Source organism: Mesorhizobium sp. WSM4808 (assembly GCF_055811675.1).
In genome coordinates this window covers 225,545-245,122 of record NZ_JBVVQX010000002.1, presented here as the reverse complement: position 1 = coordinate 245,122, position 19,578 = coordinate 225,545, and the positions used below count along the sequence as shown (strand labels likewise).

Annotated in this window: 18 protein-coding genes; 7 read left to right on the top strand and 11 right to left on the bottom strand. The window is 62.5% G+C overall.

The window, feature by feature from the left end; genetic code table 11:
* Positions 1 to 396 precede the first annotated feature (396 nt).
* The 3 genes from AC0L2U_RS03955 to pepN all read right to left on the bottom strand — a co-directional run bounded on the left by AC0L2U_RS03955 (position 397) and on the right by pepN (position 5,916).
* Complete coding sequence (locus AC0L2U_RS03955; RefSeq protein ID WP_127810918.1) at positions 397 to 657, bottom strand: type II toxin-antitoxin system prevent-host-death family antitoxin; 261 nt, start codon at positions 655 to 657, stop codon at positions 397 to 399.
* Between the two features lie 108 nt (positions 658 to 765).
* On the bottom strand, positions 766 to 3,087 hold the full coding sequence (locus AC0L2U_RS03950; RefSeq protein WP_473601429.1) for a PAS domain-containing sensor histidine kinase: 2,322 nt from the start codon (positions 3,085 to 3,087) through the stop codon (positions 766 to 768).
* A 183-nt stretch (positions 3,088 to 3,270) separates the two neighbouring features.
* Positions 3,271 to 5,916 carry an aminopeptidase N gene (gene pepN / locus AC0L2U_RS03945; protein WP_292699157.1) on the bottom strand — a complete coding sequence of 882 codons (2,646 nt, stop codon included), beginning with the start codon at positions 5,914 to 5,916 and terminating at the stop codon, positions 3,271 to 3,273.
* Positions 5,917 to 6,071: 155 nt separating this feature from the next.
* On the opposite strand from pepN, the gene AC0L2U_RS03940 reads away from it, so the two are divergent.
* Together AC0L2U_RS03940 and AC0L2U_RS03935 are read left to right on the top strand one after the other, a co-directional pair.
* Entirely contained in the window at positions 6,072 to 8,378 is a 2,307-nt protein-coding gene (locus AC0L2U_RS03940; RefSeq protein ID WP_128288780.1) for a xanthine dehydrogenase family protein molybdopterin-binding subunit, read from the top strand.
* Positions 8,375 to 9,352, top strand: a complete 978-nt coding sequence (locus tag AC0L2U_RS03935) for a DMT family transporter (RefSeq protein ID WP_128362519.1) — start codon at positions 8,375 to 8,377, stop codon at positions 9,350 to 9,352. Before AC0L2U_RS03940 ends, AC0L2U_RS03935 begins: the two co-directional genes overlap by 4 nt.
* Here AC0L2U_RS03935 and AC0L2U_RS03930 read toward each other — a convergent pair whose 3' ends face one another.
* The 3 genes from AC0L2U_RS03930 to AC0L2U_RS03920 form a co-directional block, all read right to left on the bottom strand.
* On the bottom strand, positions 9,353 to 10,165 hold the full coding sequence (locus AC0L2U_RS03930; RefSeq protein ID WP_127810913.1) for a helix-turn-helix domain-containing protein: 813 nt from the start codon (positions 10,163 to 10,165) through the stop codon (positions 9,353 to 9,355).
* A 143-nt stretch (positions 10,166 to 10,308) separates the two neighbouring features.
* The gene (locus tag AC0L2U_RS03925) at positions 10,309 to 11,178 is read right to left on the bottom strand and encodes a uracil-DNA glycosylase (protein ID WP_473601427.1); all 870 of its coding nucleotides are present in this window, start codon (positions 11,176 to 11,178) and stop codon (positions 10,309 to 10,311) included.
* A 243-nt stretch (positions 11,179 to 11,421) separates the two neighbouring features.
* Positions 11,422 to 12,066: a hypothetical protein gene (locus AC0L2U_RS03920; protein ID WP_127810911.1), complete on the bottom strand. Its 645-nt coding sequence runs from the start codon at positions 12,064 to 12,066 to the stop codon at positions 11,422 to 11,424.
* 10 nt (positions 12,067 to 12,076) lie between these two features.
* Here AC0L2U_RS03920 and AC0L2U_RS03915 point away from each other — a divergent pair, with 10 nt between their 5' ends.
* From AC0L2U_RS03915 to AC0L2U_RS03905, 3 genes are all read left to right on the top strand, one after another.
* Positions 12,077 to 12,223: a hypothetical protein gene (locus AC0L2U_RS03915; protein ID WP_155930595.1), complete on the top strand. Its 147-nt coding sequence runs from the start codon at positions 12,077 to 12,079 to the stop codon at positions 12,221 to 12,223.
* 63 nt (positions 12,224 to 12,286) lie between these two features.
* Positions 12,287 to 13,966: an electron transfer flavoprotein-ubiquinone oxidoreductase gene (locus AC0L2U_RS03910; protein WP_128288779.1), complete on the top strand. Its 1,680-nt coding sequence runs from the start codon at positions 12,287 to 12,289 to the stop codon at positions 13,964 to 13,966.
* Positions 13,967 to 14,094: 128 nt separating this feature from the next.
* On the top strand, positions 14,095 to 14,694 hold the full coding sequence (locus AC0L2U_RS03905) for a DUF922 domain-containing protein (RefSeq protein WP_127810909.1): 600 nt from the start codon (positions 14,095 to 14,097) through the stop codon (positions 14,692 to 14,694).
* Positions 14,695 to 14,698: 4 nt separating this feature from the next.
* Here AC0L2U_RS03905 and AC0L2U_RS03900 read toward each other — a convergent pair whose 3' ends face one another.
* The 4 genes from AC0L2U_RS03900 to AC0L2U_RS03885 form a co-directional block, all read right to left on the bottom strand.
* Entirely contained in the window at positions 14,699 to 15,745 is a 1,047-nt protein-coding gene (locus AC0L2U_RS03900; protein WP_127810908.1) for an endonuclease/exonuclease/phosphatase family protein, read from the bottom strand.
* Between the two features lie 70 nt (positions 15,746 to 15,815).
* Positions 15,816 to 17,279 carry an AMP nucleosidase gene (locus AC0L2U_RS03895; protein ID WP_245466279.1) on the bottom strand — a complete coding sequence of 488 codons (1,464 nt, stop codon included), beginning with the start codon at positions 17,277 to 17,279 and terminating at the stop codon, positions 15,816 to 15,818.
* Positions 17,280 to 17,395: 116 nt separating this feature from the next.
* Entirely contained in the window at positions 17,396 to 17,590 is a 195-nt protein-coding gene (locus AC0L2U_RS03890; RefSeq protein ID WP_127292634.1) for a hypothetical protein, read from the bottom strand.
* Positions 17,591 to 17,629: 39 nt separating this feature from the next.
* Positions 17,630 to 17,788, bottom strand: coding sequence for a hypothetical protein (locus AC0L2U_RS03885; protein ID WP_023812838.1), 159 nt, complete (start codon positions 17,786 to 17,788; stop codon positions 17,630 to 17,632).
* Positions 17,789 to 18,287: 499 nt separating this feature from the next.
* Between AC0L2U_RS03885 and AC0L2U_RS03880 the strand changes: the two genes are divergently transcribed.
* Together AC0L2U_RS03880 and AC0L2U_RS03875 are read left to right on the top strand one after the other, a co-directional pair.
* The gene (locus AC0L2U_RS03880; protein ID WP_473601425.1) at positions 18,288 to 18,536 is read left to right on the top strand and encodes a DUF982 domain-containing protein; all 249 of its coding nucleotides are present in this window, start codon (positions 18,288 to 18,290) and stop codon (positions 18,534 to 18,536) included.
* Entirely contained in the window at positions 18,533 to 18,694 is a 162-nt protein-coding gene (locus AC0L2U_RS03875) for a hypothetical protein (protein ID WP_473601424.1), read from the top strand. The genes AC0L2U_RS03880 and AC0L2U_RS03875 overlap by 4 nt, the downstream gene beginning before the upstream one ends.
* A 567-nt stretch (positions 18,695 to 19,261) precedes the next feature.
* Here AC0L2U_RS03875 and AC0L2U_RS03870 read toward each other — a convergent pair.
* Positions 19,262 to 19,492 (bottom strand): hypothetical protein, encoded by a 231-nt coding sequence (locus AC0L2U_RS03870; protein ID WP_473601423.1) that lies wholly within the window; start codon positions 19,490 to 19,492, stop codon positions 19,262 to 19,264.
* Between the last annotated feature and the right edge of the window lie 86 nt (positions 19,493 to 19,578).

The window sequence follows — 19,578 nt, the reverse complement described above, 5'->3', positions numbered from 1 at the left end:
GCGTGAGACTGCAAAATCCGGTCGCGCAGATAGGCATAGAAACGCGGCGGCAGCATGCCATAGTCGATCGGGACGGTTTGCTGCCCGCGATGGGCCTGAGATCGGGACCCGGCCAGAGGAAGTCATTGGTTTCGGTCACGACGATCCATGACGGCGTATCATCGAGGCCGAGATGGGCTTTGAGTAGCGCAGGTATTTCTACTGCATCGGCAGGATCAGCCGGTGGCGAGTGTGTGACCGGAACGACCGTTATAACTTCACGGCCCTCCACGACCCGGCGCGCGGCGACAATGGCGCATGGTCGGTTTTTGCGACCTTCTTCGGCACCCTTTTCGTGTTCTCTCACCCAGAGGTAAGAATAGGAAATCAACAGACCCGGGATAGGTTTGGGCAGGCTCACGGTGTCCAGTCTTTAAGCATCGCATCGAGCCCGGCATATTCGCTCGGTACGGCGCTTTCGGCGATGGCGTTCAGCGTCTCATCGTCCAATTCTTCCGCGTTACGGGCGACTCGTCCCTTGACCAACACCTCGAACATCGCCGCCGACAGGAGTACCGTGTGGGTCCGGCCATTCTTTGTGATTGCGACCGGCGCACGCTGGGCAACGTCCTGGAAACGCCCGACATTCTGCTGGAATTCTGTTGAAGTCACTCGCATAGCAATGCCTCTCTTTTCTATCTAAAATAGATAAAATAGATAGTTTTGTCAAAGCATCTCACCTCGGGCCTGCGAGGTGGGATCAAGCCTGGAATGGTGATGAAATCTTCAGGCTGCGGCCTTGATCGCCGGCGCGGCCTTCTTCACCGGGATGCGCACCGACACGATCGTGCCGACTCCTTCGCTCGACCGGATCTTCAGCGCGCCGCCCTGGAGTTCGGCCAGTGAACGTGAGATGGCAAGACCAAGGCCGGACCCGGCATGGCTCTTGGAGAACTGGTTCTGCACCTGCTCGAAAGGCCGTCCGAGTTTGCCGAGCGCATCCTTGGGGATGCCGCAGCCATTGTCCTCGATCGTCAGCACCAGCGCGCCGGATGTGTTGCGGGCCCTGACCGATATGTGGCCGCCCTGGCCGGTGAACTTCACCGCATTGGACAAAAGGTTGATGACGATCTGCTTGATCGCACGGCGATCGGCGACCAGCGTCAGCGCATCGGCAATGCGCGTTTCCACGGTGATGGCCTTTTGCGCCGCCTGCAGCGAAACGACGCGTACGGTTTCGCTGATCAGCGGGCCGAGGTCGATCTCTTCCCGGTCCAGCGAAAACTGGCCGGCTTCGATCTTGGACATGTCGAGAATGTCGTTGATGACGCCCAGGAGATATTTGCCGCTGCTGTTGATGTCGGTGGCATATTCCTCGTAGCGCTCCGATCCGAGCGGGCCGAACAGCCCCTGTTCCATCAGTTCGGAGAAGCCGATGATGGCGTTCAGCGGCGTGCGTAACTCATGCGACATGTTGGCCAGGAACTCGGATTTGGCCCGGTTCGCCGCTTCGGCGCGTTCGGTTTCCTTCATGTATTTGCGGTTGAGGTCGACCAGTTCGCGCGAACGCTCCTCTTCGGCCCGCCGCGCCAGGCTGAGATCATGGATCGTCGCCATCAGCCGGCGCTCGCTGTCGACCAGCTTCTCCTGGTGCAGCTTGATCTGGGTGATGTCGGAGCCGACCGAGACGATGCCGCCGTCCCGGGTCTTCAGTTCGTTGACCTGCAGCCAGCGGCCGTCGGCCAGCTGGCGCTCGAAAGTGGCGCCGCCCTGCAGGCCGCTGGTGTGGGCGAGCCGCCGTTCGGAAGCAAAGGCCAGCATGCGTTCTTCCAGCGCCGCGCGCGCGGTGCCCGGCATCACGTCGCAGTCCGAAAGCCCATTGTCCTGCTGGTATTTGGAATTGCACATGATCAGGCGCTGCGTCGAATCCCACAGCACGAAGGATTCGTTGATGTTCTCGATCGCCGTCCTGAGGCGAAGGTCGGCAGCCTCGGAACGCAGCGCCAGATGACGCTGTTCGGTGACGTCGACGGCAATGCCGATCAGCTGGATCTCCGGCGCTTCCGGATCGATGACCTGTGCCCGTGCGCGCATCCAGACCCATTGGCCGTCGGAATGCCGCATCCGGAACACCTGGTCGATATGATCGATCTCGCGTGCGACAATTCTGTTGGCGAGTTCGAACAGGTCACCGTCCTCGGGATGGATGATCTGATCGACCTCGCCGAAGGACAGCATCGTGTCGCAGGGCTTGTAGCCGAGCATGTCGTACATCGAGCGCGACCAGTACATCTTGCCGCGCACCATGTCCCAGTCCCACAGGCCGCAGCGGCCGCGCACCAGCGCCATATCGATGCGCTGATGCGCTTCGAGATAGATGCGGTCAGCCGCCTGCGCACGTGCCGCCTGGCCGAAATAGGCATAGAGGATGACGATCAGCACGCCGGCCGTCAGCACGAACAGGGTGACGTTCAGTGAAACGGTCTTGCGCCAGGCATCGAAAACCGCGTCCTGTGGCACCAGGGCCGCCGATGCGCCCTTTCCGCCATCCGCCAGGCTGACCGCCGCGTACCAATCCCGTCCGTCGATGTTGACGTCCATGACGCCGGCACGATCGCCGAACATGAACAAGGGCTGGCCGCCCTCGACGAGGCCGTCGAGTGAATGGCCCTGCCATGGCATGGAGCGCGGCGTCACCGCGACGATCTTGAAAGCGCTGTCGGTGATGACAAGCACATGGCTGCGGCCCATCGCGCCCTGACGGCTGGTGGTCTCCAGCAGGTCCTGTATGGCGCCGGGCATCGTTTCCGAGGTGGTGGCGAGCGAACTGGCCAATTGGCCCGCCGCCAGCGTCAGGATCGCCTTGGCATTGCGCTCGACATCGTCGCGCTCGTTCATCAGCGACAGCACGCGCAGCGCCGCGATGACGATCAGGAAGGTGATGATGAGGACGGGTATCGATCGGCGCAGCAGCGGCTCGGCGGCCAGAAGCCGTCGATAGGCCGGTTCGGCGATGAGCCGCGTATTCCCGGCAAGACCGTCGCCGCGCGTCTCACGACGCGCAAAAGCCGTCCCTCCGGGCGCGCCCCACGCGTCCGCCTTCGCCATAAATGGCACTCCCCGAATTTGCCTATGCTGCTTGGTGATCCGGCAAACGCCGCACATCCGAATCGTCAGTAAAGAATCAAAGGTGATTCGCCTTGTCCAGTGGTCCGGCCAAAAAAGATTAAAAATCGACTAAAATAACGTCGAAATGGTCGATCTCCCCCCTCGTGGGGGAGATCGCTCTCCCTACGCCAGCGTGCGCTCGACAATATCCCGCAGATCCGCCGACAGGTTTTCGGCGCCGGCGATCGACAGCAGCGCTTCCCTGGCCTTGGCCTGCCGCAAAGGTTCGAGCGAACGCCACGATCTGAGCGCCGTCGCCAGCCTGGCCGCCACTTGCGGGTTGCGCTTTTCAACCTCGAGCACAGTCTGGGCAAAGAACCAGTAGCCTTCGCCGTCAGCACGATGGAAGCCGGTCTGGTTGGCGCTGGAGAAGGTGCCGATCAGCGAGCGAACCCGGTTCGGATTGCCCATCGAGAAGGCCGGGTGGTTGGTCAGGGCCTTCACGGTGTCGACGGTTTGCGGTCCCGGAACGCTGGCCTGGATCTGGAACCATTTGTCCATGACCAGCGGGTCGGACCCATAGGTCGTCTCGAAAGCCGCCAGCGCCTCGACCGCCTCGGGCGAACCGTGGTGACGATGCGCGAGCACGGCAAGTGCTGCCGCGCGGTCGGTCATGTTGGTCGCCGACTGGAAATGCCTGGCGGCGAGTGCTGCTCCACCCGGCTGCAGCGACAGATAATCCAGCAAGGTGTTGCGCAAGGCGCGTCGTCCGGCGCTCGCCGCGTCGGGGCTGAACGCTGCTTTGTCTGCAAGGCCGCGGTAAAGGCCCGAAAAAGCGTCCCGGTTCGCAGTGCCGATCGCCAACGCCAGTGCCTCGCGAGCCGCATAGATAGCATCGGGGTCGATGTTCCGGCCGATGTCGCGGGCGATGTCGGCTTCGCCGGGCAATGCCAGCGCCAGTGCTCGATAGGCCGGCTCCAGCGTCTCGTCGCCGGCGATGCTGCCGGCGAGTTCGATCAGCCGCGGTGCAAAGGCCGGCTGCTTGCCGCCGAGGATCTCGCGGAAGGCGGTGATCAGTGCATCGGTCAGCAAAGTATTGAAGGCCTGCCAGCGCGAAAAGGCGTCGCTGTCATGGCGGGCGAGAAAGAACTGGTCGTCGGCTTTCTGCTCGACGGACAATGTCACCGGCGCCGAAAAGCCGCGGTTGAGCGACACGGCCGGGCGCTCGGTGACGCCTGAAAACCGCACCATGTGGCGACGCTTGCGGATATGGATGACGCCGTCCTCGACGCTGGCGCCCTCGACGCCGCTATACGGCACAGGCTTGCCGCCGGCGCCGATCAGGCCGAAAGCCAGCGGGATGTGCATCAGCCGCTTGCGGCTTTCGGAGGGTGTCGGCGGTACCGACTGCTCGATTTCGAGCGTGAACTCTTGCGCCGCCGGATTGTGCGTCGAACTGATCGTCAGGTTCGGCGTGCCTGCCTGATGATACCAGAGCGCGAACTGCGACAGGTCGCGGCCGGACACATCCTCGAACACCTTGATGAAATCCTCGATCGTCGCTGCGTCACCGTCGTGCCGCTCGAAATAGAGGTCCATGCCGGCGCGAAAGACGTCGGCACCGAGAATTGTGCGGATCATGCGCACCACTTCAGAGCCCTTCTCGTAGACCGTGGCGGTGTAGAAATTGTTGATCTCGCGGTAGCGGCGCGGCCGCACTGGATGCGCCAGTGGGCCCTGGTCCTCGGGAAACTGGTGGGCGCGCAAGGTGCGCACTTCGGCGATGCGCTTGACCGCGCGCGAGCGCTGGTCGGCGGAGAATTCGTGGTCGCGGAAAACCGTCAGGCCTTCCTTCAGGCAGAGCTGGAACCAGTCGCGGCAAGTGATTCTGTTGCCTGTCCAATTGTGGAAATACTCATGCGCGATGATCGCCTCGATATTGGCGAAATCGGCGTCCGTCGCGGTCTCCCGGTCGGCCAGCACATATTTGTCGTTGAAGATGTTGAGGCCCTTGTTCTCCATCGCTCCCATGTTGAAGTCTGACACGGCGACGATGTTGAAGACGTCGAGATCGTATTCGCGGCCGAATGCCTCTTCGTCCCATTTCATCGACCGCTTCAGGGCATCCATCGCGTAGCCGGCCAGCTTCTCCTTGCCGGGCTCGACATAGATGCCGAGTTCGACCGTGCGGCCCGACAGCGTGACGAAACTGTCCGCAAGCTGGCCGAGATTGCCGGCCACCAGCGCGAACAAATAGGATGGCTTGTGGAAAGGGTCGTGCCACACTGCATAGTGCCAGCCGTCGCCGAGGTCGCCCCTGTCGACCAGGTTGCCGTTGGACAGGAGCAGCGGCGCTTCGTCACGCATTGCTTCTATGCGCACCGTGTAGACGGACAGGATGTCGGGACGATCGAGGAAATAGGTGATGCGGCGAAAGCCCTCCGCTTCGCATTGCGTGCAGTAGACATTGCTCGAGCGGTAGAGGCCCATCAGGGCTTCGTTGCCGGCCGGCGCCACCTCGGTCTCTATGAGCAACTGGAAGCGACGCGCCGCCGGAGGCTTGAGGATGGTCAACTGGTCAGGCGTCGCCAGCAGATCCGCCGGTTTTACCTTCTTGCCGTCGATCTCGATGCGCTTGAGCGTCAGCCCGTCGCCGTCGAGCACCAACGGTGCCGACACGGAGACGTCGTCACGGCGTTCTACCGTGAGCACGGCGGTGACACGCGTTGCGTCTGGCGAAAGGCGGAAGGTAAGGTCGGTTTTCGGAATGAGGTAGTCGTTGGGGCGATAGTCTTCGAGTTTGAAGACCTGGCCGGTGTCCGTGCGCATTCCGTGGGTTTTCCTGTCGATTGCGTTGCGGCGGATTGTGTCCGCTGGTCCAAGAAATTTGAAGTCCGCGCTCTTTACACGAAACGGCCCCTCGACAAAACTGAGGCAATGCCTATTTCAGGCGTTCCTTCTCCTGTCATCATCACGAGGCACCCATGACCGTCGTCACACCGAAATTCGGCATGGGCGCATCCGTGCTGCGGCGCGAGGATGCCGCCTTCATCCAGGGCCAGGGCCGCTATACCGACGATATCCAGCCGGCTGGCGTCCTGCATGGCTATGTCCTGCGCTCGCCGGTCGCCAAGGCCAGCTTCACCATCGGTTCGACCGAGGCGGCGAAGACGGCACCTGGCGTCCATCTGGTGCTGACCGGCAAGGATCTTGCCCATCTCGGCGATCTGAAATCCGGCGTCATGCAGGAACAGCCGGACGGCACCAAGGCTCCGACGCGCGACATCCCGATCCTGTGCGGCGACCGCGTCAACTATGTCGGCGATGCCGTTGCCTTCGTCGTCGCCGACAGCCGAGCCTTGGCGCAGGATGCCGCCGAACTGATCGATGTCGACTATGACGGCGAAGATGCGGCCTCCGGGACGGCAACGGCATTGGCCGAAGGCACGCCGCTGGTCTGGCCGGAGCTTGGTTCCAACCGCGCCTTCAGCTACCACATGGGCGACAAGAAAAAGAGCGAAGCGGCTTTCGCCAAGGCCGCCCATGTCACCCGCATCGAGTTCGTCAACAACCGGCTGGTGTGCAACTACATGGAGCCGCGCTCCGCGATCGGCGAATGGAACGTCGAGGAGAAGCGCTTCGTGCTGACCACCGGGTCGCAAGGCGTGCACTCCATGCAGTATATCCTGGCCAGCGTGTTCAAGATCAAGAAGGACCAGCTGCGCGTCATCACGCCTGATGTCGGCGGTGGTTTCGGGCCGAAGAGCTTCGTCTACCGCGAATATCCGCTGGTGCTGGAAGCGGCAAAGCGGCTTGGCCGCCCGGTGAAATGGGCCGGTGACCGCACGGAGCACTTCCTGACCGACGCGCAAGGCCGCGACAATGTCGTCACGGCTGAGATGGCGCTGGACAAGGACGGCCGCTTTCTCGGCATGAAGGTGGACCTGCTCGCCAACATCGGCGCCTATATCTCGCAATACGGCCCGTTCATCCCCTATATCGGCGTCACCATGTCGACCGGTGTCTACGATATCCAGGCGCTCGACGTCTCGGTGACCGGCCTCTACACCAACACCTGCCCGGTCGATGCCTATCGCGGTGCCGGCCGGCCGGAAGCAGCCTTCCTGCTGGAAAAGCTGGTCGATGCCTGCGCCCACGATCTCGGCCTGCCTGTCGAGGAGATACGCCGCCGCAACTTCATCCGGCCGGAGCAATTTCCCTACCGGACGCAAACCGGCCGCCTCTACGACACCGGTGAATTCGAAGGCCATATGGAGCGCGCTATTGAGCAATCCGAATGGAAAGCGTTTCCCGAGCGGCTGGCGCAATCGAAGGCCGGCGGAAAAATCCGCGGCCTCGGCATGGCGACCTATATCGAGGCCTGTGCCTTTCCGGGCTCCGAACCGGCCTTCGTCGAACTCAACGGCGATGGCACGGTGACGCTGAAGATCGGCACCCAGACCAACGGACAGGGGCACGCCACCGCCTATGCCCAGTTCCTGTCGGAAAAGCTCAATCTCGACATCGACAAGATCCATGTCCGCCAGGGCGATACCGATGAATTGAAAGCCGGCGGCGGCACCGGCGGCTCGCGCTCCATACCGCTGGGGGGTGTATCGGCTTCCCGCGCGGGCGAGGATCTGGCCAACAAGATCAAGCGCATCGCCGCCGACGAGCTTGAAGCCTCGGCCGGCGACATTGAGCTGTCTGATGGTGTTGCCCGCATCGTCGGCACCGATCGCTCGATCGATTTTTCCGCCATCGCCAAGGCCGCCAAGACGCCGGATGATCTCAAGGGCTTTGGCGAGTTCGTGCAGGACGAATGCACCTATCCCAACGGCACTCATATCTGCGAGGTCGAGATCGATCCCGACACCGGCGCGACCGAGATCGTCCGCTACACCATCGTCGACGATTTCGGCGTCACCGTGAACCCGATCCTGCTCGCCGGCCAGGTGCATGGCGGCGTCGTGCAAGGCATCGGCCAGGCACTGACCGAGGACACCATCTATGGCGAGGACGGACAGCTTTTGACGGCGAGCTTCATGGATTACGCCATGCCGCGCGCCGACAATTTCCCGTTCTTCCATTTCGAGACCCGCAACGTGCCTTCGACCACCAATGCACTCGGCATCAAGGGCGCGGGCGAGGCCGGCACCATCGGCTCGACGCCGGCGGCACTCAATGCGGTGACTGACGCGCTCTGGCGCGCCTATGGCGTCAAGCACATCGACATGCCGGCAACGCCGGCGCGTATCTGGGCGACCATCCGAGAAGCGTCGGGAGCGTGACAGCAGGCCCCGGCAGCCCCCCGGCCACAGCCGGCAATGATGCCGGCGGGCACAACACGCTAACCGGCATCATGTTCAAGATCGTGTCGGTGGCGGTCTTCGTCGGCATGCAGACCTGCATCAAAGCCGCAGGCACGGTTCCGGCCGGCCAGATTGTCTTCTTCCGCTCTTTCTTCGCTATCTTCCCGATCATCGCCTTCCTGGCCTTCAGGAAAGAACTCGGCACTGCCTTCACCACCAACCGTCCGTTCAACCACATCGCCCGCGGCCTTGTCGGCGTCTGCGCCATGGGGCTCGGCTTTTTTGCGTTGACCCGGCTGCCGCTGCCGGAAGCGATCACGCTGAACTACGCGCAGCCGCTGCTGGTGGTGGTGTTCAGCTCCATCTTCCTCGGCGAGGCCATCCGTGTCTATCGCTGGAGTGCGGTCGCGGTCGGCTTGGTCGGCGTGCTGATCATCTCCTGGCCGGAACTGACGCTGCTGAGTTCCGACGAGGCGCTCGACGACCAGGAAGTGCTTGGCGTCATCGCCGCTCTTGTCGCCGCGGCGATCTCGGCCGTCGCCATGCTCTTGGTGCGCAATCTCGTGCAAAGCGAGCGCACGGCGACCATCGTGCTGTGGTTTTCGGTGACGGCGAGCGTCATGTCGCTGCTGTCGCTGCCATTCGGCTGGCAGGCGCTGACGCCGCTCCAGGCGGCTCTCCTTGTTGCCGCCGGCTTCTGCGGCGGCCTCGGGCAGATACTGATGACGGCAGCCTATCGCCATGCCGAAGCCTCGGTCGTGGCGCCGTTCGAATATACGTCGATGATCCTCGGCGTCGTCGTCGGCTATCTCGTCTTCGGCGACGTCGCCACGCTCCATATGCTTGCCGGCGGCCTGATCGTCGTCGCCGCCGGCATCTTCATCATCTGGCGCGAACGCCAGCTTGGCCTGGAGCGGACCCGCACGCGCAAGGCATCTTTGCCTGAAGGGTGATTACGACAGCTCGGCTCGCTCCTTCGCCAACCGAACCAGCACCGTCCTCGTCTGCTCGTCGGCTGGAAAAAACGATTCGATCGCCAGTTCCGAAAGGGTCACGTCGAGCGGCGTGCCGAACACGGTGATGGTGCTGATGAACGACAGCACCTGGTCGCCGTGCGCAAGCCTGAGCGGGTGCACGATGGGGTTCGGCTCTACCGACACCGGCCGGCTGCCTTTCAAGCCGGACGGATAAGTCCTCAGCTCACGCTCGAGTTCGATCAGCACCGCGTCGCCGCTCGCGTCATTCTGGTGTTTCAGGCGCTCGAGCAGATGCGTCCGCCATTCCTGGAGATTGACGATGCGTGGCGCGATGCCGCCGGGATGCAGGCTGAGGCGAAGCACGTTGACCGGCGGCGTCAGCAGCGAAGCCTCGCTGACATCGGCAAGGAAGGGGGCAATGGCGGCATTGGCCGAAACCAGGTTCCAGTGGCGGTCGACGGCGAGTGCCGGGAACGGCTCGTGGCCTTTGAGGACGATCTCGACCGCCGCCATCGCCGGCGCCATCGTGGTGTCGGTCAATGAGCGCTCGCCGAAGCTCGGCGCAAAGCCGGCGGCGAGCAGCAACTGGTTGCGCTGCCTCAGCGGCATCGACAATTGCTCGGCCAGATGCAGCACCATGTCGCGTGAGGGCGCGGCGCGGCCGCTTTCGACGAAGCTCAGATGCCGCTGCGAGATTTCGGCCTCCATGGCGAGGTCGAGTTGAGACATGCGGCGGCGGGTGCGCCACTCGCGAATGAGGCTGCCGGCGGAGGTTTGGGCTGTTGTCATGAGGGCATGGTTAGACTGGAGAGGGGGGCATTTCAATTACGTCTGAGGTCATAGTTCTTGCCGGCGTTCGCCTATCCACATTGGAGATTGGCGAAAGCGGAGATGACAGCCAATCTCCCCCCCTCGTGGAGGAGATTGGCCAATCACCCAAGTGCGCGCAGCTTCGCCTTGACTTCGAGAAAATCCCGCCACGCCAGCTTCTTGTGCGACGGGGTTCGCAGGAGATAGGCCGGATGCAGCGTCGGCATGGCCGGGATGGCGATGCCGGACGCCGTCGTGTGGGCGCGCCAGTTGCCGCGCAGCCGCAATATGCCTTCCGAGGTGTTGAGCAAGGTCTTGGCTGACGGGCCGCCAAGGTTGATCAGCACCTTCGGATTGACCAGTTCGATCTGCCGCTCGATGAACGGCCGGCAGATCTCGGTTTCGTACGGCGTCGGCGTGCGATTGCCCGGCGGCCGCCAGGGAATGACATTGGCGATATAGACTGAAGTACGGTCGAGCCCGATCGCCGCCAGCATGCGGTCGAGCAGCCGGCCCGATCGGCCGACGAAGGGCAGGCCCTCGATGTCCTCGTCGCGGCCGGGTGCCTCGCCGACCAGCATCACGGCGGCTTCCGGGTTGCCGTCGGCGAACACCAGGCTTTTGGCGGTGGCCTTGAGATTGCAGCCTTCGAATGCCGCCATGTGCTGGCGAAGCTCGTCCAGCGTCGTTGCTGTGGTCGCCAATTGGCGGGCAAGTGCCGCCTGCGCTTCGTCGGGAACGGTGGCCGACGTTGGGCGCGCAACCGGCGGCGCACTTGATCTGTCACCTGGTTCGGGGCGAGACATATTCGTCGAACGCTGCGGTGGGGCGATATCGCCCGAAGACGCCGCCGCGCGCTCCATGGGCTTTGGCGCAACCTCGGCAAACCGGTTCACGGGCTGGTCTTCAAGCGCCTCGTCGACGCCCACGCTGGCATAAAAGGCCAGCAGGTCGGCAATGTCGGATCGGTTGTTGGGGGAGGCGGCAGTCATGCCTGGCACATTCGTCTGCCGAGAGGCGATTTGCAACATCGGTGATTGGCGAAAGCGGCGGTGAAAGCTGATCTCCCTCCTTGAGGGGGAGATGGCCGGCAGGCCAGAGGGGGTCGCCGCGCGTAGAGCGCCAGCCTCCTCTGTCGGCGAAGGGGAGTCGCGTCCGGTCGTGCCGACCCCCTCTGTCGCCTTCGGCAACATTTCCCCCTCGAGGGGGGAGCGCGCGTCCCCGCGTCCGCTTCTCTACCCCGTTGGTATGCGCGGATCCTGCACCAGATAGAAGGTCCATCGCGGTGTGTAATCAGTCATCAGGAATTCGAACCTGGCGGTTTTCAGCGGGTCGACCTTGCCATTCCTGAACAGCAGCCGGTCATAGGGTTCGAAATCGCGATCGAAATCGGCGAAATTGCTCGATAAGATATTGTCCGGCGTCTTGTTGCGCTGGTCGAAGGAAAGCCCGTCGCCGAACACGCTCGGCCGATTCAGGATCTCCTGCAATTCGAACTGGAATTCGACCCAGGCCTGGCCGCTGTTGTTGAGCACCTCGATGCGCATATACATCATGCCGTTGGCGAATTCGCCGGCCTTGCCGAAGGCCTGGATCGGCTTTGTCGTGCGGATCGTCAGCGTCACCGGCGTTGACGAATTCAGTTCTTCGGTGATGACGAACGGATCATCCTTCGTCCCGATGCCCGAGGCGCCGGTGATGCGGAAGCCGCCAAGCTCGTCGGAGAAGGAGTAGGCGCCTGCCGCCCAGACCTTCACTTCGTCGGCGGCAGCGAGATGCGGCGCCAGCATCAGAAGGGCCAAAAGGAGCGCCCGGCGGATCCGGCCGGGCGGGAAAAGAAAGCGCGTCGATGAAAAGCCGGCTGGCCCAGGAATGCGCATGGCGTGAAGTATGGCCGATAAGCAAGCCGTCGAACAATTAAAAACGCGCGCCTCGCAGGCAATGCCGGGCGAAAAGCAGTCTTCCAGCCTCGCAATGCGCGACTTTTTGGCCAAAACGGCATTGTCACGTATGCGCCGGTTTCCTGTCGTCAATTGATGCGCTATGCAGCGCGGGAGCCAGCAAGATACCCGAATGGGATAAGCCAGTGCGGAGGGGTTGATGAGCGACATCGAACGCGAAAGCATGGAATTCGACGTGGTTATCGTCGGTGCCGGACCGGCGGGCCTCGCCGCCGCCATCCGCCTCAAGCAGGTCAATCCCGAGCTTTCGGTCGTCGTCCTGGAGAAAGGCGGTGAGGTCGGCGCCCATATCCTCTCCGGCGCCGTTGTCGATCCGATCGGCATCGACCGGCTCTTGCCGGGCTGGCGCGACGAGGACGGCCATCCCTTCAAGACGCGGGTCACATCGGACCATTTCCTGGTCCTTGGTCCTGCCGGCTCGTTTCGCCTGCCCAACATGCTGATGCCGCCGCTGATGAACAATCATGGCAACTACATCGTCTCGCTCGGCAATGTCTGCCGCTGGCTGGCGACCAAGGCCGAAGCGCTCGGTGTCGAGATCTATCCGGGCTTTGCCGCCGCCGGCCTGCTCTACAATGAGCAAGGCGCCGTCACCGGCATCGTCACCGGCGACATGGGCGTCGAGAAGGACGGAACGCACGGTCCGGGTTTCGCACCCGGCATGGCGCTGATGGGCAAATATGTGCTGATCGGGGAGGGCGCTCGCGGCTCGCTCGCCAAGCAGTTGATCGCCAGATACAAGCTTTCCGATGGCCGCGAACCGGGCAAATACGGCATCGGCCTGAAGGAACTCTGGCAGGTCAAGCCGGAGAACCACCGTCCGGGCCTGGTCCAGCATTCCTTCGGCTGGCCGCTTGACTTGAAGACCGGCGGCGGCTCGTTCCTCTACCATCTCGAGGACAATCAGGTGGCGGTCGGCTTCGTCCTCCACCTCAATTACAAGAACCCCTATCTGTCGCCCTTCGAGGAATTCCAGCGCTTCAAGACCCATCCGGCGATCAGCGGGACTTTCGACGGCGCCAAGCGCCTCGGCTATGGCGCGCGCGCCATCACCGAGGGCGGCTGGCAGTCGGTGCCGAAACTCTCCTTCCCCGGTGGTGCGCTGATGGGATGTGCGGCGGGCTTCGTCAACGTGCCGCGCATCAAGGGCTCGCACAATGCCGTGCTGTCCGGCATGCTGGCGGCCGAGCATGTCGCCGAGGCGATCGGTGCCGGGCGCGCCAACGACGAACTCGCTTCCTACGAGGAAGCCTGGCGCGCGACCGACATCGGCAAGGATTTGAAGAAGGTGCGCAACGTCAAGCCGCTGTGGTCGCGCTTCGGCACGATCGTCGGTGTCGGCCTCGGCGGCCTCGACATGTGGCTGAACACGCTGTTCGGTGTCTCGCCCTTCGGCACGCTGAAGCATGGCAAGGCCGACTATGCGACGCTCGAGCCTGCCGCCCGGCACAAGAAGATCGCCTATCCGAAGCCAGATGGCGTGCTGACCTTCGACAGGCTGTCCTCGGTGTTCCTGTCCAACACCAATCACGAGGAAAACGAGCCGGTCCACCTGCTTGTCGGCGACATGGAACTGCAGAAACGTTCCGAGCACGATGTCTTTGCGGGCCCCTCGACGCGCTACTGTCCGGCCGGGGTTTACGAGTGGGTCGACAAGGACGGCAATGCCGCCGCCGATCCCACGGCCAAGGATGTGCGCTTCGTCATCAACGCGCAGAACTGCGTCCACTGCAAGACATGCGACATCAAGGACCCGAACCAGAACATCAACTGGGTGCCGCCGCAAGGCGGAGAAGGCCCGGTCTACCAGGGCATGTAGGCCCGCGCCGGCCACAGCGTGCAAAGGACCCGACGACGGCTCGGGTCTCCCGTCGCATGTGAAACATTAGGACTGTTGAAACTGCCGCGCGCTTATGGTTCCATTCCTTGACGATAAGGAGATGGCCAATGCGCCTGGCGGTTCTGGCATGCCTTGTGGCGATCGGTGCGCTGTTCGGTTTGGCTTCGGCGGCCTCGGCCGGCACCAGGGTGGTGGTCAAGACGCGGACCTACGACATCACCGGGACCACGGGGCTGGCGCTGATGCAGGCTATGGACCGCAAGGGGCCGAAGCACGGCTTCATGACGCACGCCATCGCGTTGACCGGCTACGCAGTGGATTGGGACCTTGACACCAGCCAGGACAATGGCGTTTGCCGCTTGCGGCGCGCCAACGGCACGCTCAATCTCTTCTATACGTTTCCGCGTGTCGCCTCGGCCACCACGCCGACGCTCCGGAAGCGATGGACGCGGTTCTTCGCCGGCGTCCGCGCCCATGAGGAAACCCATGGCCGTATCGCCAGGGAGATGATGCAGGCCACGGAAAGATCGATCTCCGGCCTCAGGATTGCCGACGACCGGTTCTGCTACAAGACACGTCGCGAGGCACAGCGACGTATCAAGGCCACCAATGCCGCATATGAGGCCAAGCAGCTCGCTTTCGATGCGCGCGAGCATCGCGATGGCGGCCATGTCCAGCATCTCGTCATCGCTTTGGTCAGGCCCTGATCCTTCAGCCTGGCGTCTTGCCGGTCTGGCTTATGGCCGCGGTCGCGGTTTCATGTTCATCGAGCGGCTTTTGCTGGTTCAGCCTGAGCGAGAACTCCACCATGACCGGAAGGTGATCCGAGCCGGTGTCCTCCAGCCGTGTCGCGGAATGGATGGTCACGCCGCCCTTGCTGAAAACCTGGTCGATCGGCAGGCCGGCGAAGCGCCGCAGGAAGTCCGGCAGCTTGATGTGGATCCAGGTCGGGCCGGCGGACGGCATCACGGTCAGCCCGCCAAGCGCCGCGACCCGCCGCACGGCGGCACTCCATGGCGCGGCATTGCAGTCGCCCGCCATGATGGCCGTCTCGCCGAGCGCGGAAAGCGGCTCCGTCAATTCGCCGATCTGCCAGTACTGCTCGCGTGGCCACGGCCAACTGAGGTGGATCGCCGCGACATCGACGTCGATGCCGCCGAAGTCGACGGTCGCTGTCGCCATGGCGCCGCGCCTTTCGCAACGCGCCTCGGTGCCCGCGGCAAAGGGCCTCCGCGAGAGCAACGCGACGCCGAATATGCCGTTGGGATAGGGACAGAGGACCCGGTATGGATAGGCGCTGCTGATATAGCCAAGCTCGGTCGCCCACATCGCCGATACCTCGTCGAGGGTGATCACGTCGGGATTGGTCCGGCCGATCAGCGACAGCACCTTCTTCGGCGTCGGATTGTCGTAGCGCAGGTTCATCTGCAGCAGCTTGTAGATTGCGCGGTCTTCGTTCTTGGCTTCATAGGCGGCCTGAACCGGCCACAGGCGGGAGAAGGACAGCGACCCGGAAGTGGTGGCGAAGGCCGCCACGGCAAAAAGCAGTGCCACGGCCGCCTGCAGGCGAAATGTCGTGGCCAGCAGCGGCAGCGCGCAAAGCGCCATCAGCACGGCAAGGTGGACGCGGAAATGCGAGAAGGAATCGAAGGCGGGATGCAGCGTTCCGAAAAACCCGGCCACCAGCGCGATCGAACAGGCCAGCATTGCCAGGAATGCAACCGAAATCAGCAATGTCCCGAGGCTCGCTCTCTCCATGCCGCCTGCTTATCGGCAGAAATGCGGCCCAATCAAGATGAGAAATGCCGCCTCGATGCGTGGCATCGGCCTACTGGAACGCCGTTTCCGAAAAACTTCTGAGTTTGCGCGAATGCAACCGCTCCATCGGCATTTCCGCGAGCTTCTCCATCGCCCTGATGCCGATGGTCAGGTGCTGCGCCACCTGGCGCTTGTAGAATTCGGTCGCCATGCCGGGCAGCTTCAACTCGCCATGCAACGGTTTGTCCGAAACGCACAGCAGCGTGCCGTAGGGAACGCGGAAGCGGAAGCCATTGGCGGCGATGGTCGCCGATTCCATGTCGAGTGCGATGGCGCGAGATTGCGACAGACGCTGTACCGGGCCACGCTGGTCGCGCAGTTCCCAGTTGCGATTGTCGATGGTGGCGACGGTGCCGGTGCGCATGATGCGCTTCAGGTCGTAGCCGGAAAGGCCGGTGACTTCGGCGACGGCTTCCTGCAACGCCACCTGGATCTCGGCCAGCGGCGGGATCGGCACCCAGACCGGAAGATCGTCGTCCAACACATGGTCCTCGCGCACATAGGCATGCGCCAGCACATAGTCGCCCAGCGCCTGGGTGTTGCGCAGGCCGGCGCAGTGGCCGAGCATCACCCAGGCATGCGGCCTCAGCACCGCGATATGGTCGGTGATGGTCTTGGCGTTGGAGGGCCCGACGCCGATATTGACCATGGTGATGCCGCCATGTCCCGATTTCTTCAGGTGATAGGCCGGCATCTGCGGCAGGCGCGGCGGTGCAACGCCTTCGCTAGGCGCGCTTTGCCCGCTCTTGGTGATGACATTACCCGGCTCGACGAACTCCGTGTATCCGCCGCCGCCATTGGCCATCAGGTCGCGGGCGCGGGCGACGAACTCGTCGATGTAGAACTGATAATTGGTGAACAGCACGAAGTTCTGGAACTGCTGCGGCGTGGTTGCCGTATAGTGCGACAGCCGGTGCAGCGAATAATCGATGCGCTGCGCCGTGAAGGGCGCCAGAGGCCTCGGCTCGCCGAAGGCGACTTCGAAGGTGCCGTTGGCGATCTGGTCGTCGGTGCCATCGAGATCCGGCACGTCGAACAGGTCGCGGATCGGCCGCTTGATGCGCTCTGCCGTCGCGCCGTCGACATGGGTGCCTTCAAGGAAGGCGAAATGCAGCGGGATGGGTGTGGTCGATTCCGACACCGTGACCGCAACCCCATGATTGCGCATGATCAGGCGCAACTGCTCGACGAGGTAGCTTTCGAACAGGCCCGGCTGGGTGATGGTGGTGGAAAAATGCCCGGGCGTCGGCATATGGCCATAGGCCTGGCGCGAGTCGATCTGGGTGAACGAGTTGGTGGTGACACCGATCTCCGGATAAAAGGCCCGGTAGCGCTTGCCATTGTCGCCGCCTGCTGCCGCCAGCTCTGCGAACGAGTCGCGCAGGAATTTGGTGTTGCGGTCGTAAAGCGCCTGCAGTGCCTTGACGGCTTTCTCGGCGCTATCAAAGCTTTGCCGGCCAAAAGGCTCCGGCATGACGACAGATTCGATGGCTTGTGGGTAGATTCGCTTTTCCATAGCTCAATATAGAGACTTGGATCGGCACTTGGGAGGGGTGTCGCGACCGAAGGCGGCCAACGCGCCGTTTTTCTTCAACCGCGCTGCAGGCTGACCAGGAGCACAAAGCCGACGCCGGACTTCTTCAGGGCTGGTGCGTCGATCGTCGAGCCGGCATCTGAGCGCATCATCGGCACGGCCAGAACCGGAGCGGCCAGAACCGCCAGGATAAGCGCCGCCCGCGGCAGAAGCCGAAGGGTCTTGAGAGCGTTGGCGGCGATGCGGTTCATGGTGTTTCAGCTTTTCTTTTCGAGGTCTTGGTTCTTTGTTCAGTTGCGAAGATGGGTGGGGCAGGCGAGGCGGCAGGTTCTGGAACTGGCTTCGTCCCAGGCGCGGGCCGGACGGCCCGCTTCGGCGACGAGGATGGCGAAGAACATTCCAAACAGGCTCACCAGCAGGCAGACGATGGTGAAGCGGCGAGCAAGCATCGGGTCGGTCTCCTTCAACACGCCGGAGAATGCCCTGATGCAACTGAACCGGCTCTGATGCCGGCGTTCATCTGCCGTTCAAGATGATTGACGGGGTTTCGACGGCGCCGGCGTCGGTTTGGATAGCCGCCGGCGGGTATCGAGCATCACCGGTGCAGGATGTGTCGACAAAACGAAAACGGGGCCCGCTGGGGCCCCGTCCTCATGTCGTAAGGGTGGTCGATCAGAGCTTGTGCCAGACTTAGCTTTTATTCTACGGAATGTGTTGGGCGCATAGCTCGAAACGCGGATTTCGGGCCGTTGATTTGATGCTGATGAAAGGCATCGTCGTCCTAAAACAGCGTGCCAATGATCGCGCGTATAGGTGGACATTAGGTACTATAGGGATCCCCCACGGGGGGACTGAGGCTACCCCTCTCTAACATTAGCGGATACGAATTTTTCTGACAAAGGTCGCGACCCTGGAGGAACCCTGAGGTCCCCTTCGGAGAACGTGCAGATGGCCGAGCATTGGTTCAGTCCCAAGGTGCCCGTGAGGAACCTTGAGGGGCACCGCTACAACGTCGGGAGCGTGGAGGCCTGCGCTGAGGTTCTCATGACGTGGACCAAGCGAGGCCCTCGGTGGACCGAAGCTGTCCAAGCGTGTGTTACTGCGATGTCCGATGAGGTCCCACCGGAGAGCGTCAGGGGACCCTTTAGGGCTGCAGCCGAGGAGGAGGGAAAGCTGCTCCCCGAGATATCGGCATGAAGCGTTTCATGGGCCTGATCGGCATACTCGCCATAATGGCCTTCTGGGGCTACACCGGGTTTAGCACGAAGGCAGGGGTCCTGTATCTCATCTACGTTCCCGCCGTCCTTTGCCTCATGGCCGTGGCGGTCCTTTGGGAGCTTTTGCGTAAGAAGTGACAAGCGAGGGGAGACTGATGGTCTTTTGGGAAACGACGGCGATGGCAGCGATAGGAGCGTTCCTTGGCTACATGGCCTTTGGAACCTTCTGGCACGGGGCACTCTTCGGGTTCCTAACGTTGGCTGCGATGTCGGCGGCGAACCGTGTGATCTACGAGATGGCACTGGATCGGCATAAACTCAGGCGAGACTGAGGGCCGGGTCAACCTGTGGGAAACTCAAAATACCCCTGGGTTAAGCACATGGGACTCTTGTCAGCGCGTCACTGCAGGCATTACACGGGATATAGGCCAGTCGAGACCGGACCAATGCGAATCGGAGTCCAAGCCGATTTGAGGTAGCGATCACTGCGCTAGTCGGAGGGGGACGCTGGGCGTCCAAACCTCAGCGTTCCCCACCGGCACCCCTTATCCAGACGGAAATCTCCGCACCGGATTGGTTACATGTGCCTACAAACGTATTCATCGTCAATGTAGGACCCCAGGGTTTTCTTGTGCATAACGCACACTCTCAGCAAACAGGCGACAGGAAACCGAAGCCTGTCAGCTAATAAGCCGGGGAAGAGGACTAGGCCCCTTTGTCGTGGGCGATGTCGGCCTTGAGCCTGCCGATGACGTGGTCCAAACCTTCGATCGCTCGCTTGTAGTGGGCGATGATGTCAGCGTTCATGTTCGTCGCCTTCCCACCTGAGTCAAGGTCGTTCATCTGCTGCTTACCGGATTCGAGCCACTCGACGCCTTCGCTCATACTGGCGATGGCCTCAGTGTGTCGAGCAATCAAATTCTCACGCCATCCCATATTCGTCTCCCCCCATTATTGGGCAGAGCATATACGCTTCCAACGACGACCGATCCATAGCTGTTCAAAGGACCCGATATGAACGA

Coding starts and splice junctions, on each gene's coding strand:
- AC0L2U_RS03880 (WP_473601425.1), top strand. CDS start 18,288: ATGGCCGAGCATTGGTTCAGTCCCAAGGTGCCCGTGAGGAACCTTGAG.
- pepN (WP_292699157.1), bottom strand. CDS start 5,916: ATGCGCACGGACACCGGCCAGGTCTTCAAACTCGAAGACTATCGCCCC.
- AC0L2U_RS03905 (WP_127810909.1), top strand. CDS start 14,095: ATGCGCCTGGCGGTTCTGGCATGCCTTGTGGCGATCGGTGCGCTGTTC.
- AC0L2U_RS03930 (WP_127810913.1), bottom strand. CDS start 10,165: ATGACAACAGCCCAAACCTCCGCCGGCAGCCTCATTCGCGAGTGGCGC.
- AC0L2U_RS03950 (WP_473601429.1), bottom strand. CDS start 3,087: ATGGCGAAGGCGGACGCGTGGGGCGCGCCCGGAGGGACGGCTTTTGCG.
- AC0L2U_RS03895 (WP_245466279.1), bottom strand. CDS start 17,279: ATGCCGGAGCCTTTTGGCCGGCAAAGCTTTGATAGCGCCGAGAAAGCC.
- AC0L2U_RS03900 (WP_127810908.1), bottom strand. CDS start 15,745: ATGGAGAGAGCGAGCCTCGGGACATTGCTGATTTCGGTTGCATTCCTG.
- AC0L2U_RS03915 (WP_155930595.1), top strand. CDS start 12,077: ATGGCCGATAAGCAAGCCGTCGAACAATTAAAAACGCGCGCCTCGCAG.
- AC0L2U_RS03910 (WP_128288779.1), top strand. CDS start 12,287: ATGAGCGACATCGAACGCGAAAGCATGGAATTCGACGTGGTTATCGTC.
- AC0L2U_RS03920 (WP_127810911.1), bottom strand. CDS start 12,066: ATGCGCATTCCTGGGCCAGCCGGCTTTTCATCGACGCGCTTTCTTTTC.
- AC0L2U_RS03885 (WP_023812838.1), bottom strand. CDS start 17,788: ATGCTTGCTCGCCGCTTCACCATCGTCTGCCTGCTGGTGAGCCTGTTT.
- AC0L2U_RS03925 (WP_473601427.1), bottom strand. CDS start 11,178: ATGACTGCCGCCTCCCCCAACAACCGATCCGACATTGCCGACCTGCTG.
- AC0L2U_RS03870 (WP_473601423.1), bottom strand. CDS start 19,492: ATGGGATGGCGTGAGAATTTGATTGCTCGACACACTGAGGCCATCGCC.
- AC0L2U_RS03940 (WP_128288780.1), top strand. CDS start 6,072: ATGACCGTCGTCACACCGAAATTCGGCATGGGCGCATCCGTGCTGCGG.
- AC0L2U_RS03955 (WP_127810918.1), bottom strand. CDS start 657: ATGCGAGTGACTTCAACAGAATTCCAGCAGAATGTCGGGCGTTTCCAG.
- AC0L2U_RS03875 (WP_473601424.1), top strand. CDS start 18,533: ATGAAGCGTTTCATGGGCCTGATCGGCATACTCGCCATAATGGCCTTC.
- AC0L2U_RS03890 (WP_127292634.1), bottom strand. CDS start 17,590: ATGAACCGCATCGCCGCCAACGCTCTCAAGACCCTTCGGCTTCTGCCG.